At 59.1% G+C, this 13,884-nt stretch carries 15 protein-coding genes; 7 read left to right on the top strand and 8 right to left on the bottom strand.

The features are described 5' to 3' along the window. Positions 1-254: 254 nt before the first annotated feature. The 3 genes from tnpB to ASG57_RS37815 all read right to left on the bottom strand — a co-directional run bounded on the left by tnpB (position 255) and on the right by ASG57_RS37815 (position 1,285). Positions 255-560: an IS66 family insertion sequence element accessory protein TnpB gene (tnpB, locus tag ASG57_RS15255; protein ID WP_057196710.1), complete on the bottom strand. Its 306-nt coding sequence runs from the start codon at positions 558-560 to the stop codon at positions 255-257. A 221-nt stretch (positions 561-781) separates the two neighbouring features. Next, positions 782-979, bottom strand: coding sequence for a transposase (locus ASG57_RS39150; RefSeq protein ID WP_230646661.1), 198 nt, complete (start codon positions 977-979; stop codon positions 782-784). A gap of 75 nt (positions 980-1,054) precedes the next feature. Further along, positions 1,055-1,285 (bottom strand): hypothetical protein, encoded by a 231-nt coding sequence (locus ASG57_RS37815; RefSeq protein ID WP_057196708.1) that lies wholly within the window; start codon positions 1,283-1,285, stop codon positions 1,055-1,057. A gap of 161 nt (positions 1,286-1,446) precedes the next feature. Between ASG57_RS37815 and ASG57_RS15240 the strand changes: the two genes are divergently transcribed. The 5 genes from ASG57_RS15240 (at position 1,447) to ASG57_RS15220 (ending at position 8,908) form a co-directional block, all read left to right on the top strand. Continuing rightward, positions 1,447-1,737 carry a hypothetical protein gene (locus ASG57_RS15240; protein ID WP_057196707.1) on the top strand — a complete coding sequence of 97 codons (291 nt, stop codon included), beginning with the start codon at positions 1,447-1,449 and terminating at the stop codon, positions 1,735-1,737. 43 nt (positions 1,738-1,780) lie between these two features. Then, positions 1,781-4,435, top strand: a complete 2,655-nt coding sequence (locus tag ASG57_RS15235) for an NAD-dependent epimerase/dehydratase family protein (protein ID WP_057196706.1) — start codon at positions 1,781-1,783, stop codon at positions 4,433-4,435. A gap of 967 nt (positions 4,436-5,402) precedes the next feature. Beyond that, positions 5,403-5,606, top strand: coding sequence for a hypothetical protein (locus ASG57_RS15230; protein WP_057196705.1), 204 nt, complete (start codon positions 5,403-5,405; stop codon positions 5,604-5,606). 59 nt (positions 5,607-5,665) lie between these two features. After that, positions 5,666-6,043 carry a DUF1236 domain-containing protein gene (locus tag ASG57_RS39985; protein ID WP_057196704.1) on the top strand — a complete coding sequence of 126 codons (378 nt, stop codon included), beginning with the start codon at positions 5,666-5,668 and terminating at the stop codon, positions 6,041-6,043. A 318-nt stretch (positions 6,044-6,361) separates the two neighbouring features. Further along, positions 6,362-8,908: a TonB-dependent receptor gene (locus ASG57_RS15220; protein WP_057196703.1), complete on the top strand. Its 2,547-nt coding sequence runs from the start codon at positions 6,362-6,364 to the stop codon at positions 8,906-8,908. Positions 8,909-9,689: 781 nt separating this feature from the next. Here ASG57_RS15220 and ASG57_RS38925 read toward each other — a convergent pair. Further along, entirely contained in the window at positions 9,690-10,034 is a 345-nt protein-coding gene (locus ASG57_RS38925; protein WP_156456825.1) for a hypothetical protein, read from the bottom strand. Positions 10,035-10,740: 706 nt separating this feature from the next. After that, positions 10,741-11,004 carry a flagellar biosynthetic protein FliQ gene (locus ASG57_RS15205; protein WP_057196700.1) on the bottom strand — a complete coding sequence of 88 codons (264 nt, stop codon included), beginning with the start codon at positions 11,002-11,004 and terminating at the stop codon, positions 10,741-10,743. Between the two features lie 231 nt (positions 11,005-11,235). Here ASG57_RS15205 and flgF point away from each other — a divergent pair, with 231 nt between their 5' ends. After that, on the top strand, positions 11,236-11,976 hold the full coding sequence (flgF, locus tag ASG57_RS15200) for a flagellar basal-body rod protein FlgF (RefSeq protein WP_057196780.1): 741 nt from the start codon (positions 11,236-11,238) through the stop codon (positions 11,974-11,976). Positions 11,977-12,075: 99 nt separating this feature from the next. Here flgF and ASG57_RS37805 read toward each other — a convergent pair whose 3' ends face one another. Next, entirely contained in the window at positions 12,076-12,459 is a 384-nt protein-coding gene (locus ASG57_RS37805; RefSeq protein WP_197433560.1) for a hypothetical protein, read from the bottom strand. Between the two features lie 179 nt (positions 12,460-12,638). On the opposite strand from ASG57_RS37805, the gene ASG57_RS15195 reads away from it, so the two are divergent. Continuing rightward, the gene (locus ASG57_RS15195) at positions 12,639-12,893 is read left to right on the top strand and encodes a PilZ domain-containing protein (protein ID WP_057196699.1); all 255 of its coding nucleotides are present in this window, start codon (positions 12,639-12,641) and stop codon (positions 12,891-12,893) included. Between the two features lie 45 nt (positions 12,894-12,938). Here ASG57_RS15195 and ASG57_RS39655 read toward each other — a convergent pair whose 3' ends face one another. Together ASG57_RS39655 and ASG57_RS15190 are read right to left on the bottom strand one after the other, a co-directional pair. Continuing rightward, positions 12,939-13,223, bottom strand: a complete 285-nt coding sequence (locus ASG57_RS39655) for an NAD(P)/FAD-dependent oxidoreductase (protein WP_283806190.1) — start codon at positions 13,221-13,223, stop codon at positions 12,939-12,941. Further along, on the bottom strand, positions 13,220-13,840 hold the full coding sequence (locus ASG57_RS15190) for an NAD(P)/FAD-dependent oxidoreductase (RefSeq protein ID WP_283806189.1): 621 nt from the start codon (positions 13,838-13,840) through the stop codon (positions 13,220-13,222). Before ASG57_RS15190 ends, ASG57_RS39655 begins: the two co-directional genes overlap by 4 nt. Between the last annotated feature and the right edge of the window lie 44 nt (positions 13,841-13,884).

Here is a 13,884-nt window from a genome sequence, read left to right as displayed (position 1 = left end):
GTGCAACATCGGCAAACACGATGGCCGGCGATCGCTGACCATTCGACAGTAACCCAACTGGCAAACCGTCTCAGCATTCCCACCAAGTGGATCTATGTTCAGCTCAAACGAGAGAGCATCCTGACCACCCGAGAGCCTTCGGGCCGCTTCCTGTTCCCCGACAAAACAGCCGCCCTGCAAGCCATTCGCAGCTTGAGAAATCACCGTGTCGCGAAGATCGATCTGAGGGAGGATCAACATGAAAAGTAAGGGCATCAACAAGCGCCCTCGAGCAAGGCAGCGAACATCGCGGGCGACATTCGCATCACGCCGTCCGCGATCCTTGGCCAAACAAACTTGCAACCTTCGAGGCGCTTGTGCACCAACACCGGGCCCGTTCGATCCCAGACCAAAATCTTGATCCGGTCCGCTCGTTTCGATCGGAACACGAAGGCTGCGCCGCTGAACGGATCGAGACGGAGCATCTCCTGCACCTTTGCCGCAAGCCCATCCTGGCCACAGCGGAAGTCGATCGGCCGCATTGCAACGTAAATCTTCAGATCAGCACCGGCCGCGATCATCGTGACGCTCGCACCGCACGGATCACCCGGGACAGCTGCTCACCATCAATGGCCGTGTCCGTCCGCAGCACGACATCACCGATCGCGATCTCAAGCTTGATCGCCGGAGTCTGACGCTCCTCCAACGCATGTTCCACGACCAGCGGCGCGAATGTCGGCGGGGACGCCTCGCACGGCGGCAACATGCCTCGCTGTCGAAACCGCCGTCGCCAGTCGTAGATCTACCAGCGCGTCGCTCCGTGCTTGCGCGCAACCTCGGACACCTGGGCACCGGGCAACAGACTCTCGGCGACGATCCGAGCTCTCTCAGCTTCCGAACGCACGCGGCGCCCCGACGGTCCTTCAAGAACTTCCCGCCGGCTCACCGACCCCGCCGATGGGCCGTCCAAATGGACGTCCTTTTTGCTGTCCAATCCCATCCTAAACCTCCGTCCAAGCCGGAGGCTTCTTCGCACATTCATTCTAACTCTGAAGCAAGGGTATCGGCTTCGCGCTTACGCCTCGCCCGTGCCTGCCGATGCTGCGCCTGCACCGGAGGCCGCCCCCATCCCGCCGGCGCCGGCCGAACCCGCGCCGCTCGACGCGCCAGCGGCCCCGGCTCCGCCAGCGCCAGCCCCGCCGCCCCCAGCTCCGCCGCCGCCTCCGCCGCCCTGCGCCAACGCCGAGCTCATATTGCCAACCACCATAGTTGCGGCAAGAACTGCCGCGATTGCGCGCTTGTTCATAGGTGCTCTCCTTATCTGGAGTGCGGAGAACTTGGGCTCACGTAGGACGTTCCAATGTCGGCCGGGCCCCTGGGGCCACCAAGGAACTGGTCAACTAGCCAGGGATTAGCCCGGGTGCATTGGTCCGTTGGCAGGACTTAGGTGAACGAATGCGAGGATAAATGCAGCGCAAAAATTCAGATGCGATCACGCCCCGATTTGAGAGACCGGCCGACGGCTACGAAATCCTCGTAACCTGGCCGGATTTCCGCGAGGGCCACCATGACCAGGAGATCTGGTACGCCAATGTGAGCGATCAGGCGGAGGCCGTTCGCCTCGTGCAGCAAGCCTGTGGCGCGTTAAACGATGCCAAGATCGAGATCCTTGCGCCCGCGGCTGAAGCCTTCCTTGCCAACCACGGGGTCCGTGCCGGCGAGGTTAAGCGCGCAACTTCGCGGTTTAGCGGCGCCTGACCCGAGAAGAAGGGCTCAAGATTTTTAAGCATGCGAGATTGAGATGCCATCTGCCCCCCAGCGCGAAAAAGGACAGTCGAAGCCGCTCGTCCTGATCACAGGAGCAAGCGGCTTCATTGGAAAGGCGGTGGTCCGCCGCCTTGCGGACGACTATCGCCTGATCGGTCTCGACCGGGCTGGACCGCCCGATCCGCCGTGCCCGGCTCACGCCATCGATTTTGATGTTAGCTCGAGCGAACAGGTCAAAACCGCGCTTGCAAGTGTAAGGTCTCGCTTCGGTAGACAGATCGCTTCCGTTCTGCACCTGGCTGCCTATTTCGACCTGTCGGGCGAGCCGAGCCCATTGTATGACCGAATCACGGTTGAGGGCACGCGACGGCTGATCGAGGCCCTGCAGGAGTTCGAAGTTGGGCAATTCATTTTTGCGAGCTCGATGCTCGTGCACGAGGCGACCGATAGTCCTGAGAAAACGATCAACGAGGATTCGCCAATTAAGCCGTCATGGGCTTACCCGGAATCGAAGGTGCGCACCGAGGATCTGCTCCGAAAAGAGCATGGAAAGATCCCAGTCGTGCTGCTCAGGATTGCCGGTGTCTATGACGACTTGGCCCATAATCCTTTCCTTGCCGAACAGATTTCGCGCATCTACGAGCACAGGCTGAGCGCGCATGTCTACCCCGGAATGTTGTGCGCCGGCCAATCGTTCGTGCACGTCGATGATTTGACAGAAGCCGTGGCGCGGCTGATTGCCCATCGCAACCGATTGCCACGAGAGCTACCGCTCCTCGTCGGCGAGACCGAGGCGTTAGGCTATGCCGAGGTGCAGAACATCGTGGGGCAGGTGTTGCACAAGGAACACTGGACCACGTTGCGAATGCCCCAGGAAATGGCCAGCATCGGCGCATGGCTTGCGGACAACGTCCTCGGCGAAAAAGAGTTTATAAGACCTTGGATGATTGCGCAGGCAAACGCGCATTATCCGCTCGATACCACGCGAGCTCGCAAATTGCTCGAATGGGAGCCACACCATTCTTTGCGGCGTACGCTGCCAAAAATCGTCGCTTCACTCAAGAGCAATCCGACTTCCTGGTACAAGAGCAACAAGCTCGATGCTGCGCGGGTTGCCTGGTACGGTAGTGGGACCGGCTCGCCTGCTGAGGACATCTCCGGCCCCGCCGAGCCGCAGCAGACTTCGTCACCATCACGGCGCCAGGGCCACGTTGGTCATTGCACACAAAACGGCTCGCGGACGACTGAGGCCTCCCGTGGGCACCATGCTGATCATATGCAGATGATGGAAGAAGACGCCAGACGCACGCGCTGGGCGCACTTCGCCAATGTCGGTCTTGGCTTTTGGTTGGCTGCGAGCCCCGCGGTCTATGATGCCCTCGCCAACAACTCCGTCGGTCCAAGGGTGTTTGAGGTCACATTGGAGCGTCGCTTGCCGCCGGTCGAATGGCGCGCAGACATGCTCATGACAAGCGACGTCGTGAGCGGACTTCTGATTGCAATCTTCGGCGCGCTGTCGCTTTCGCGGAAAACGGCCTGGTTTGCGCAATGGGCCAACACGCTCGTTGGCATCTGGCTTCTGTTTGCTCCGCTGTTGTTCTGGAGCCCTAGCGCGGCGCAATATAACAACGATATGCTCGTGGGCACCCTGGTCATCGCGTTTGCAGTGCTGGTGCCTATGATGCCCGGGATGAGCATGGCAGCGATGATGGATCGCAAGGTCGTGCCGCCCGGCTGGACTTACTGCCCGTCGACCGGCGCACAGCGCCTGCCGATTGCCGCGATGGGCCTGACTGGCCTCTTGATTGCGCGTATGCTCACCGCCTACCAGCTTGGTCATGTTGACCACGTCTGGGAGCCGTTCTTTAGCGGCGACTTGGCCGATCCGCGGAACGGGACTGAGGAGATCATCACATCTTCTGTCTCAAAGGCCTGGCCGATACCCGATGCGGGACTTGGGGCTGTAAGCTACACCTTGGAGATTGTGATGGCCGTCATGGGTGGCCGCGACCGCTGGCGCACCATGCCATGGATGGTGACGTTCTTTGGAATCCTGGTGATCCCGCTGGGCGTCATCAGTATCTACTTCATCATCATCCAGCCAATCGTCATCGGAACCTGGAGCACGCCGGCCCTGATTGCTGCTTTGGCCATGCTCATCATGATCCCGTTCGCGCTCGATGAAGTGATCGCGATGGGCCAGTTCCTCTACTGGGCGTTCTGCCAGGGCAAACCGGTCTTGCGTACGTTTCTTCAGGGCGACGCGATCGAGCGCGGCGCCGAGGATGACCACGACACTTTGTCCAGCGTGAGAGCATTCTGGAGCGATACCATCAAAGGCACAACAGCGCCCTGGAATCTGGTTTGCGCAATGGGAATAGGAGGCCTGTTGATGCTGAGCAGGTTGTTGTTTGGCGCCAGCGGCTCGGCGGCCAACAGCGACCATCTGATCGGCGCTCTTGTTTTGACCATAGCGATCATTGCAACGGCCGAAGTGGCGCGTCCGCTGCGCTTCGTCAACATCCTGTTCGGCTGTTGGCTGATCGCTGCGCCTTGGCTGCTTCGCGGCGCGACATGGCACAGCGCTATCGTGGACGTGGCTTTTGGTATTGCGCTGATAATGACAAGCCTGCCGCGTGGAGTGAGGAGCCGCGAGCATTACGCATCTTGGGACAGGTATATCGTCTGAGCTTCGGGAACCAGGCGCCGGTTAGCCCGAAGGACTTGGCATGTCGCGGTCGCACGAGCTCTGAAACGGATAACGTGTGTGCCTGACGAGCGGCAAACGGAGACAAAAGATGGACCCTCACAGCCTGATCCGTCACGCAATCGCATCGGCCTCTGATCGACCCCGCGGAGGTTTGCAGCCTGTTGTCACAGCTATTGTCAGCTTGTTTCTTTTGTTGGCCGTCGTAGACGCTGCCCCGGCAGGCCCGTGCACGAGAGAAATCCTGAAGATGCAAGCCGCTCTTGACGCCCTCGCCGCCAGCAGCCCTGAGAAGACCGCGCACCAGAGCATTGCGGCCCAGCGACATCGCCAACCTACACCACGTTCCGTGTCAAGGGGATGGCGGCAGGCGAGGGCGGACGAGCGCCATGACCGCTTGGCACTCTCGCGCGCTCGGTCGGCGGATACAAGGGGCGACGCCACGGCGTGCAAGCGCGCGCTTGCCGAAGCCCGCATGTCCTCTTCTAACCAGCGAGTGCGTCCACGAGCACGCCCCTAGGTAAGCGCTCCGGTAACCTTGCTGTGAAAGCCAGTCCGGAAAAATGGAGCCGTGGCTTGACGCTCAATCAGATGATTTGGACGACAATTGCACTTCTGATACAGAGAGAAGCCGTATCGGATGTGCGCAGTCTACGAGTTAGTTCTCTCCTATCGATTTGCTCTGGGATCGCTGACTGGCGCCTGCAAATATTTGATGCCTTATTGAAGCTACTATCTGGTCCTACCTGGCCGAGAGGCCGCGGAACTCCAGTAAAGCGGGCAGGAACGACGCTGCGGGCGGCTCCGCGGAACAAGCGGCGATGTACCTCGTTGAGGGCGGTATGCTTGTTAAGGAGGACAAATATGAAAACTATGACAGCCATTCTGTGCGCCGCCGTTCTGGCGCTCGGGTCCGTTGCATATGCAGAGGATCATCCCGTGCGTATAGATGAACATCATGATGACGGCCACGGTACGCACGCGAACGGGCCAGACATCCACGTCAACACCGACCACTCAACTGTCGGAGCCCATGTTGACAACCACGGTGCCGGGGTCGATACCCACGCTGCAGCGCCCCACGATCAAGCGGGCCACGGTGATCATCGCGACAATCCTGCGCCGCGGGATCATTGAGCCGCTGCTGATGTAGCGCTCGGTGCGCAAAGCTTGGGACGCGCTTGATAAAAGACACATTGACTGAGAGTTGGCATGCAATCTTTGAAACCTAAACTCTTGGCAGCGGCTGCCGGACTGCTCTCGCTGAGCTTGGCCGGGAGCGTTGCGGCCCAAGACGTACATGGGGCGCCATCGCACGACCGCGCCACACACGGGACCTTGAGCTTTGCCCCTGAGCACGGGGCCATTCTGCACGAGCACGCCAGCAGCCAGCACTTTGATTCCGTGCATGAGCCGGGCTTCCACGCCGAGGCGGGGGGACACTTGCCGGGCTCGGTTAGTCTCCACCCGCTGCCGGATCGATTTGTGACCCAAGTACCAGGCGCGCACGCTTATCAGTATGGTATTGTCAACGATCGACGCGTCATCGTTGACCCACGCAGCCGGCGGATCCTGCACGTTTATGAGTAAACCGTTTTGGCCGGCGCAGATGTGTGCTCACTGAGTTCACATTTGCGGCACGCAGTATCGTCCGGCTCGCCAAGATGAGGCGACCCGGCGAGGGAAGATGACGCGATTAGCAAAGCCGTTGAGCTTTTTTGTTGAATTGAAATAGGCCAGAGCCAGGATTTGATCACTCCGCACCAAAAAGTTTAGAATTGTTTTGATCTAGACCGATTCAAAAATCGCTTCGCGCTATTCGCATTGACCCGCAATTTTGTCGCCGATACCAACGCCGGCATCGTTCATCGCAATTGATGCGCATGAGCGATCTGTGGGGGACGAAGTATGGGCGGGACAAAGGCACCGAGGTCATTGCGCGCGATCGCGGCGGTGCATCCGATCGATGGGCCAAGCGACAACAATTCCGGCAAAAGGGTCTCCGCAGTCGCCGGTTTGATCGCAGTGGCCTCCTTCTCAGGCAGCGCGGAAGCGCAGCAAACCAGCCTTCCGCCAGTCACGGTGGACGCACCTGTCGAGCGGCCACGAGCGCTCGCGTCCAAGCCCTCGCCCGAGCAGGTCCGCGCCCGCAATGCCTTACGGCGCGCCGCGCAGCGCAACCAGCCCGCGGCCGCTCCGCTGCCCTTCCCGAACGCCGGCGGTTTGGCACCGGACCGCAACCCCTATGCCGACCCGATCGCACCCTACAAGGTCGATCGGCTGCAGGCGTCCGGCAAGTTTCCAGAGCCGCTGCTCAATACGCCGAAGACCGTCACCGTGCTCAGCAAGGAGGTGCTCGAGGACAAGAACGCGACCACCTTGAAGCAGGCAATCCTGAGCACGGCTGGCGTGACCCTCGGTACGGGCGAGGGCGGCAATGCCTTCGGCGATCGCTTCTTCATCCGCGGTTTTGATGCGCGCAACGACATCTTCATCGACGGCGTGCGCGATCCCGGCGTGAGCGTGCGCGAGAATTTCTTCACCGAGCAGGTCGAGATCCTGCGTGGTCCCGGCTCGTCCTTTGCCGGCCGCGGCACCACGGGCGGCGCCATCAACATCGTGACCAAGCAGGCCACCACCGAGAAGAGCTTCTACAACATGGACACCACGTTTGGCACCGACAAGACCAAGCGTGTGGTGCTCGACGTCAACCAGGTAATCAGCCCGAGCTTTGCGGTGCGCGCAGGCGGCTTGTTCCAGGACGCGGGCGTTGCGGGGCGCGATTTCGTCAGTGATGACAGGGGCGGCGGCTTTGTCGCCGCCAAATGGACGCCGACTGATGCCGTGAAGGTCACTGCCGGCTATATCCACACCGACCTGCACGGGTTGCCCGACTTCGGCGTGCCCTATTATCGGCCGAGCACGGCGAGTACCGCCGGCGGACCGTTCCCTGATTTTGGCTCCAATCGCAACAACTGGTACGGGTTCGTCAACCGCGACTTCTTCCAGGTCAAGCAGGACATCGCCAGCATCAACACGGAGGTGCAGGTCGCGCCGGATCTGCTGGTCAGCAACAAGACGAGGGCGTCGCAGTCGCTGCTCAATTACATCGGCACCCTGCCGGAGGCCCCGGTGATCGCGAATCCGCTGTCAGCCTCGACGCTGACGGCAAATCCGCAGAGCCGCTATCAGGTCACCAACGTTCTGGTCAATCAGACCGAGGCCACCTACAAGTTTGCAACCGAGGGCTGGCATCACACGGCGCTGGCGGGTGTGGAGGTGTCGCAGGAAACAGCCAAGATCGACAAGTATACAGGATTGAGCTCTGAAGCGCTGGGCGGTGCGCCCGCGAGCGGTTCGGTCCCGGGTGTCAGCGTCTTCAATCCGCAATACACCTTCTTGCCGTTTGGTACGCCGTCATTGGCCGGATTCCCAACCAGGCTGGGAATCGACACGACGAGCGCGTATCTGCTCGACACCGCGAACTTCAACGACCTTGTCATTCTCAACGGCGGCGTTCGCTACGATGATTACAATATCAAGGTGAACGGCTACGGCACTGTCAACGGCGTTGCCAACGTCTTCGGGCAACAGGAGCAGCGCTACGGTCTGCCGAACTTCAACCTTGGCATGGTGCTCAAACCCATGCCGATCGCGAGCGTCTACGCCGCCTATGCGACCTCGTCGAACCCGGTCGGCTCAGAGTTCGATGGGACGAGCGCTCAGTATGGTGGCCTGGCGCCGACCCTGAACGGCAACGCCAACCAGATCTTCGGACCCGAGAAAAACAGGGCGATCGAGATCGGCACGAAGTGGGAGCTGTTCGACCGCCACCTGCTGCTGACCGCTGCGGTGTTCCAGACCGAGAAGGAAAACGCGCGCGAGTCGCGCAACATCACGCCTGCGACTGCGACTACAAGCTGTCCGTACCCAACCGGTTCGACCGGCGCCGTGTCGTGCATCAGCGCCGGCGCGGCCTACCGCATCCGCGGCATCGATCTGGAAGCAGGCGGCAAGATCACGGACAAATGGAGCGTGTTCGGTGGTCTCGTGCTGATGCAGTCGGAGGTGACGAAATCATTGATCCCGCCAGGCAACACGATTCTCTACGCGAGCAATGTCGGGTTGCCGCTGGCCAATGTCGCGCATCAGTCCTTCAGCCTGCTGACCAAATACCAGCTGACGGATGTATGGGAGCTCGGCGGGCAGGCGGTGTACCGCTCCAAGATCTACGGCGGCACATTCCTCGCCGCGAACCAGGGCACGTCGCTGCCGAGCTATTGGCGGTTCGACGCCTTCGCGGAAGCCAAGGTGAACAAGAACTGGACCGTGAAGCTGTTCGTGAACAACATCTTCGATAAGCGCTACTACGACGCCCTGTACCAAAGCGCTGCACCTTTCGCGCTGCAAGCTCCAGGGCGCGCGGCTTATCTCGTTGTTTCAGCGCGCTACTGACAGGCAAAGACGGTCAAAAATGCACGGTTGTCAATGAAAGCTCGCGCTGAATCGCTTTGCGCAGGAGCCTGTCTGACTACAGGGCGTTCTTCCGTGGTATGGTGACTGGTTCGGAAAACATGGGCTGTCTCGGCTGCAGATTTCGCCACAGGAGGCCTCTTAGGGGATTGACTACGTCGGAGGGTTATCTCTCCGTCGCATTGACGGCATCGACGCGGGACTGGGTACGCCTTGATCCACCGGTCATTAGCGGAGCCGAAACAAACTTGCGGGCGAGCGCGCCGATCATACCGAATTCCTTTCCAAATTCCTGTGTTCGCGATGACCGGCCCAGCTGATTTATGGCATTCAACCTCCTTTCCCTCCTGAACGCGCCATCTATCAGCACCATTGCTCACGTAAGGAGCGCCTCATGGTCCATGCCGCCGGATGGCGGGCTGGAGCCGCTGATTTGGCAGCCTTATGATGAGGCGGCTGATTCTCGTCGGGCCACGAAAGCAATTGCCGCGTCCGACAGGCAAACTGCTGATAGAGCCAACGCGATGCGGAGCGAAGACGGTCTTGGTTTGATCTCGCGCCCTCTGACATCTCAAGGCGCATATGTTCTTTTTGCGAGCAGGTTCGCGCGCAATTTCTACGCCATCGTCGCAACGCATCAGCCGATTCCGAGCCTGCTCATGGGCCCTGCTTGGCGCTTCCTTTGCGTCCTGAAGGGCAGAAGCGCGCGTCAGGAGGCTTTGCGCAGTAAAGATGCTCTCCGTGCGATGCAGCGAGATGGCTGTTATTTGTTTTGTGCACCGCCAGATGCTTTTTGCCTTCGCAACAGGCGTTCAAAAACCGATGCGCGTTGAGCTTGGGTGTCCACTCCCGGCCGTCGTCCTAGAGGAGATCTGTCGGCGCGGCGGCCTAAACGAGCAACGCTGTGGAACCAAAATTTTTCAGGGATGTTTGCCTCTTGGAATAAAAGGTCAACAAATCGGAGTTTGACAATGAAGCGAGTAGCAATCGCGACCGCGGCTATGTTCTTGGCCTCCGTCGTCTCGACGCAAGCGATGACGCCGGCGCCCGCCCGAGTTCTCAAAAGCGGAGCAGAGGTCACGCAGATCAAAAAAAAAAGAAAATGCATCACATGTCCGGAATGAAGGGACATAAGATGACGGGACATAAGATGTCCGGGATGTCAGAGCACAAGAGCGGCATGAGCGGTATGGGTGATAACGACAAGATGCCCGGGATGAGCGGCGACCATGGCAAGATGAAGGGCATGAAGGGGATGTAATCCCGGTTAGAAGACCGATCGATCTTCTTCTTCAGTGTTCCTGCTGTGTCGGCCCGCATCTCGCGCAACCTGAACGTATAAGGATGACCTATGGCTAAAACAAACCGCTTCCTGACGCCTCTTGCTTTCGCAGCGCTATTGTCATTTTCTCCTACAAGTTCCTTTGCCCAGGTAGAGGTGGGGCCTGGCGGAATCACGGTGGGTCCTCACCACGACAACGACGGGCATGGACATGGCGCGGCCGTTGTCCATGGGGATAACGACCACGGCGTTCAAACCCATGGTCAAGGTCATGACGGCGCGGCTGTTGTAATCCAAGGCGACCACGGCGGCCGGGGCAGCGATCACCGCTCCGACCACAATCCAGATCGGCCGGACACTCGCCATTAAGCCGTGGCGGTTTACGTCGGGGTATCGACGGACCTTGAGAAGGACACTTGAGGTTGCGCGCCCCTTGTGTCCTTCGCTCCTCGTTCTGTCGCGGAAAAAGGAGGGACAGAAGCGGTCAGGATGGCTCGTCTCCCGAGTTTCGCTCGAGGGACCCGGTCAGATGTTACGGAGCCAAGATGCGGGCTGTCATGCGCAGAAAGTGCTGATGCGACAGATCGGCCATAAACGGCAGCGCGACGACCAGCGTGAGAAAGGTTGCAACAATCTTCGGGACGTAAATGAGCGTCTGCTCCTGTATCTGTGTCAAGGCTTGGAGCAGCGACACGAGGACACCGGTGATGGTTCCCACAACCATCAGGGGCGCAGATACCAGGACGACGGTGAAGAGGGCTTCCTCGGCCGAGGCCATCACTTCCGGGCCCGTCATTCGAACTCCCAAAAAAGGGTTAAGCTGCGCCAGTTTCGTATGAAATGGTTAACGAAATGTTAATGTCTTCCATTTTGAAGGCTGATCAGGCTCTTGAACCTGTATGAGAGCTGAGCTCGTGACACGGTCCTGCAAGCTGCAGCGACCGCTGCGCGGGGCAATTTCGATCCGCGAGGCGTCACACTGTTGTAGGATCGAGCGCTTGCGGTGATTCGTAGTGGGGCGATGAACATGGGCGAAACTACGCTAATTCACCTTTCACGTCTGATCGCGCTCGAACGCAAGCTTGACGTCGTGGCCCACAACGTCGCCAATTCAAGCAGCACAGGATTTCGTGCGCGCGACCTGTCTTTCCAGGAATATCTCAAGCCAGAGAAAGGGTTGGATGAAGCGGGGAAGAAGGAGCGCCCCCTCTCCCTGGTCGATCCGCGATTCCAATTCAGTAACGAAAGTCAGGGGGCGCTCCAATCGACCGGCAATCCGCTCGATTTGGCCATTCAGGGCGAAGGATATTTTGTTGTTCGAACCGGCCAGGGAGATCGCTACACCCGAGCCGGCGCATTGACGATTAGCGCTTCAGGCCAGATCGTGACCCTTTCTGGCGAACCGATTTTGGGCAGGAATGGTCCTCTCCAGGTTCCTGCTGACGATCGCGATATCAGTGTCGCGAGCGACGGAACTGTGAGCACCAAACGCGCCATTCTCGGACAGCTCCGTTTGGTTGGATTTTCAGATCGAGCGCGCCTGCGACCCGCCGGCGAAAGTTTGCTTGAGACTGACCAACCGCCCATCGATCTTGGCCGTGGTCAGGTTAGCCTCGCCAGCGGATACCTTGAGAAGTCTAACGTAGAAACCACGCGGGAAATGATCCGATTGGCTGAAATTACCCGTTCCTATGAGATGGTGGGAAGACTGTTGAAAGATTCCCAGGACGCTAACGATCTGAACAAGCTCGGGAACGTGCCGGAGTGAGCAGCACCTTGCGGCCTTGAGATCCCTGATCGTGCTACCGCGCTTGTTCCTTCACTTTCTCTGCGCTGCACTCCGGGTGAGTTCACCTCGCTTGTATCATCATTCGTGGTGACCGCCGCCGTGTCCTCCAAACCCATGCCCGCCGAAACCATGCCCGCCAAATCCATGCCCACCGAACCCGTGCCCACCGTCATAATGGTGTCCTCCGAAACCGAAGACGACGCTAGGTCCATAACCATAGCTACCAGGATAGTAACCGTTGTCATAATAGGGGGCACGAACAACGCGGCGTGAGCGATAGCATCTGCCGTAATTGTCGCAGACAAGATGGACAGTCTGCTTATATTCGTTCGCGGCAGGACTTACAGGATGAGCGGCCAGTGGATTCGCCACTAAAGGAGCTGCTGATGCCGAGGTAGCCATCGTCGTGGCGAAAAGGCCGGCAATAACCATAAGCTGCGATGATTTGCGAAACACGGACATGATCAGGATCTCCTCAACGACGACGATTGAACTGTAAGCAATGGAGGCCGCCCCGGGTTCCTTTGCTACAGGAAAGAAACATCGATCAGGAAGCTGGCCTCATAGATTTTGCACCGCAACATGAAGTTTGCTTCTAGCTAGTCCAGGAAACGACTTTCAATCAAGACAGGCGTCAACAGATGGACGAAAAGCGCGACGAATTCAGATCCCGCGTTTTGAAGGCCGCAACCATCAGTTTTGGCAACGGCGGGGTCATCAGTTGTGTCATTCGCAACTTGTCCCCGCGAGGGGCTGCGCTTGACGTCGAAAGTTCGCTCGACATACCCGACGAGTTCAAGCTGATCCTGGATCGGGAGGAAGAGCATTATCATTGCCGCTTGATCTGGCGTAAAGCAAAGCGCATCGGCGTTCGCTTTCGTTCTGGACCGGAGTGATGGACCCTAAATTAGAAGCGCGAAGAACCACAAATCTCCAAGATCCTAAGGATCGCCCAAGCCATCAAGTTTGCGCAGCCTATTATGGATGGCGGTCGCGGCGATCGCAGCCTGCCCGCAAGCGACGCTGATCTGATCAAGCCCCTGTACGACGTCTCCAGCCGCATAGAGGCCGCTCACATCAGTCATTTGATGCGAATCGACGAGGATGCATCCCTGACTGGAGAGCGAAGCTCCCAAAGATCGCAGCAAATCCGTGTTGCTGCTGGAGCCCAAGGCCGGATAGAGAGTGTCGAATGAAAGGCGCGCAGCTGAGGCGGTTTCGATCAAAATTTTCCTTGGTCGATTGTCAAGCGGGCGATCGGCTGTTCGATCAGCGAGACGCCCGCGGCTGCAAGCTGTCTTGAACTGCATTCATTCATCGCTGAAGCAGATATAAGGGTCACATCCTGGCTGTACGTGCGCAGAAACACAGCCTCGCGTACGCCATGAGGACCCTTGCCCAAGACGACAATCTTTTGGCCTTTGGCTTCAAAGCCGTCGCAAACGGGACAATAGCGGATAAGGCCGGCTGCGACGGCATCACGGTGGACCTGTGCACTCATGTCGGGCCGGTGATTGACAACGCCCGTCGCCAGAAGAAGCGTTCGCGCGGCTGCCGTTTCTTCGGCGAAGTCGACCAGAAATCCCTCGTGGATCCGCGCAACAGCGATCGCCTTTTCGGTGAGAATTTCAGTGGCCAACTTGGTGAGGTGCTGTCGCATGCGCCCCAGGATCTCTGTGCCGGTTATGCCGGCGGGGAAAAGCGGTTGGTTGTGCGAAACCGGTATCCAGGCAGCTCGGCTTTCGCCGGCGTCAATCACGCAGACCTTACGCCGAAATCGGGCCAGATAGAGTGCAGCAGTCAGCCCCGCAGGACCACCACCGATGATGATGCAATCAAGCACGGGGCCCGTCATATTGCGCGAGGACTTTTTGAGACTGTCCGTGA

It is taken from the genome of Bradyrhizobium sp. Leaf396, assembly GCF_001424605.1.
In the GTDB taxonomy this organism is placed as follows: Bacteria; Pseudomonadota; Alphaproteobacteria; order Rhizobiales; family Xanthobacteraceae; genus Bradyrhizobium; species Bradyrhizobium japonicum_C.
This window is presented reverse-complemented; position numbering and strand designations above follow the sequence as displayed.

Coding starts and splice junctions, on each gene's coding strand:
- ASG57_RS37815 (WP_057196708.1), bottom strand. CDS start 1,285: ATGAACAAGCGCGCAATCGCGGCAGTTCTTGCCGCAACTATGGTGGTT.
- tnpB (WP_057196710.1), bottom strand. CDS start 560: ATGATCGCGGCCGGTGCTGATCTGAAGATTTACGTTGCAATGCGGCCG.
- flgF (WP_057196780.1), top strand. CDS start 11,236: ATGGGCGAAACTACGCTAATTCACCTTTCACGTCTGATCGCGCTCGAA.
- ASG57_RS38925 (WP_156456825.1), bottom strand. CDS start 10,034: ATGCATTTTCTTTTTTTTTTGATCTGCGTGACCTCTGCTCCGCTTTTG.
- ASG57_RS15230 (WP_057196705.1), top strand. CDS start 5,403: ATGAACATCATGATGACGGCCACGGTACGCACGCGAACGGGCCAGACA.
- ASG57_RS15235 (WP_057196706.1), top strand. CDS start 1,781: ATGCCATCTGCCCCCCAGCGCGAAAAAGGACAGTCGAAGCCGCTCGTC.
- ASG57_RS15220 (WP_057196703.1), top strand. CDS start 6,362: ATGGGCGGGACAAAGGCACCGAGGTCATTGCGCGCGATCGCGGCGGTG.
- ASG57_RS15205 (WP_057196700.1), bottom strand. CDS start 11,004: ATGACGGGCCCGGAAGTGATGGCCTCGGCCGAGGAAGCCCTCTTCACC.
- ASG57_RS15240 (WP_057196707.1), top strand. CDS start 1,447: ATGCAGCGCAAAAATTCAGATGCGATCACGCCCCGATTTGAGAGACCG.
- ASG57_RS39985 (WP_057196704.1), top strand. CDS start 5,666: ATGCAATCTTTGAAACCTAAACTCTTGGCAGCGGCTGCCGGACTGCTC.
- ASG57_RS15195 (WP_057196699.1), top strand. CDS start 12,639: ATGGACGAAAAGCGCGACGAATTCAGATCCCGCGTTTTGAAGGCCGCA.
- ASG57_RS39150 (WP_230646661.1), bottom strand. CDS start 979: ATGGGATTGGACAGCAAAAAGGACGTCCATTTGGACGGCCCATCGGCG.
- ASG57_RS37805 (WP_197433560.1), bottom strand. CDS start 12,459: ATGTCCGTGTTTCGCAAATCATCGCAGCTTATGGTTATTGCCGGCCTT.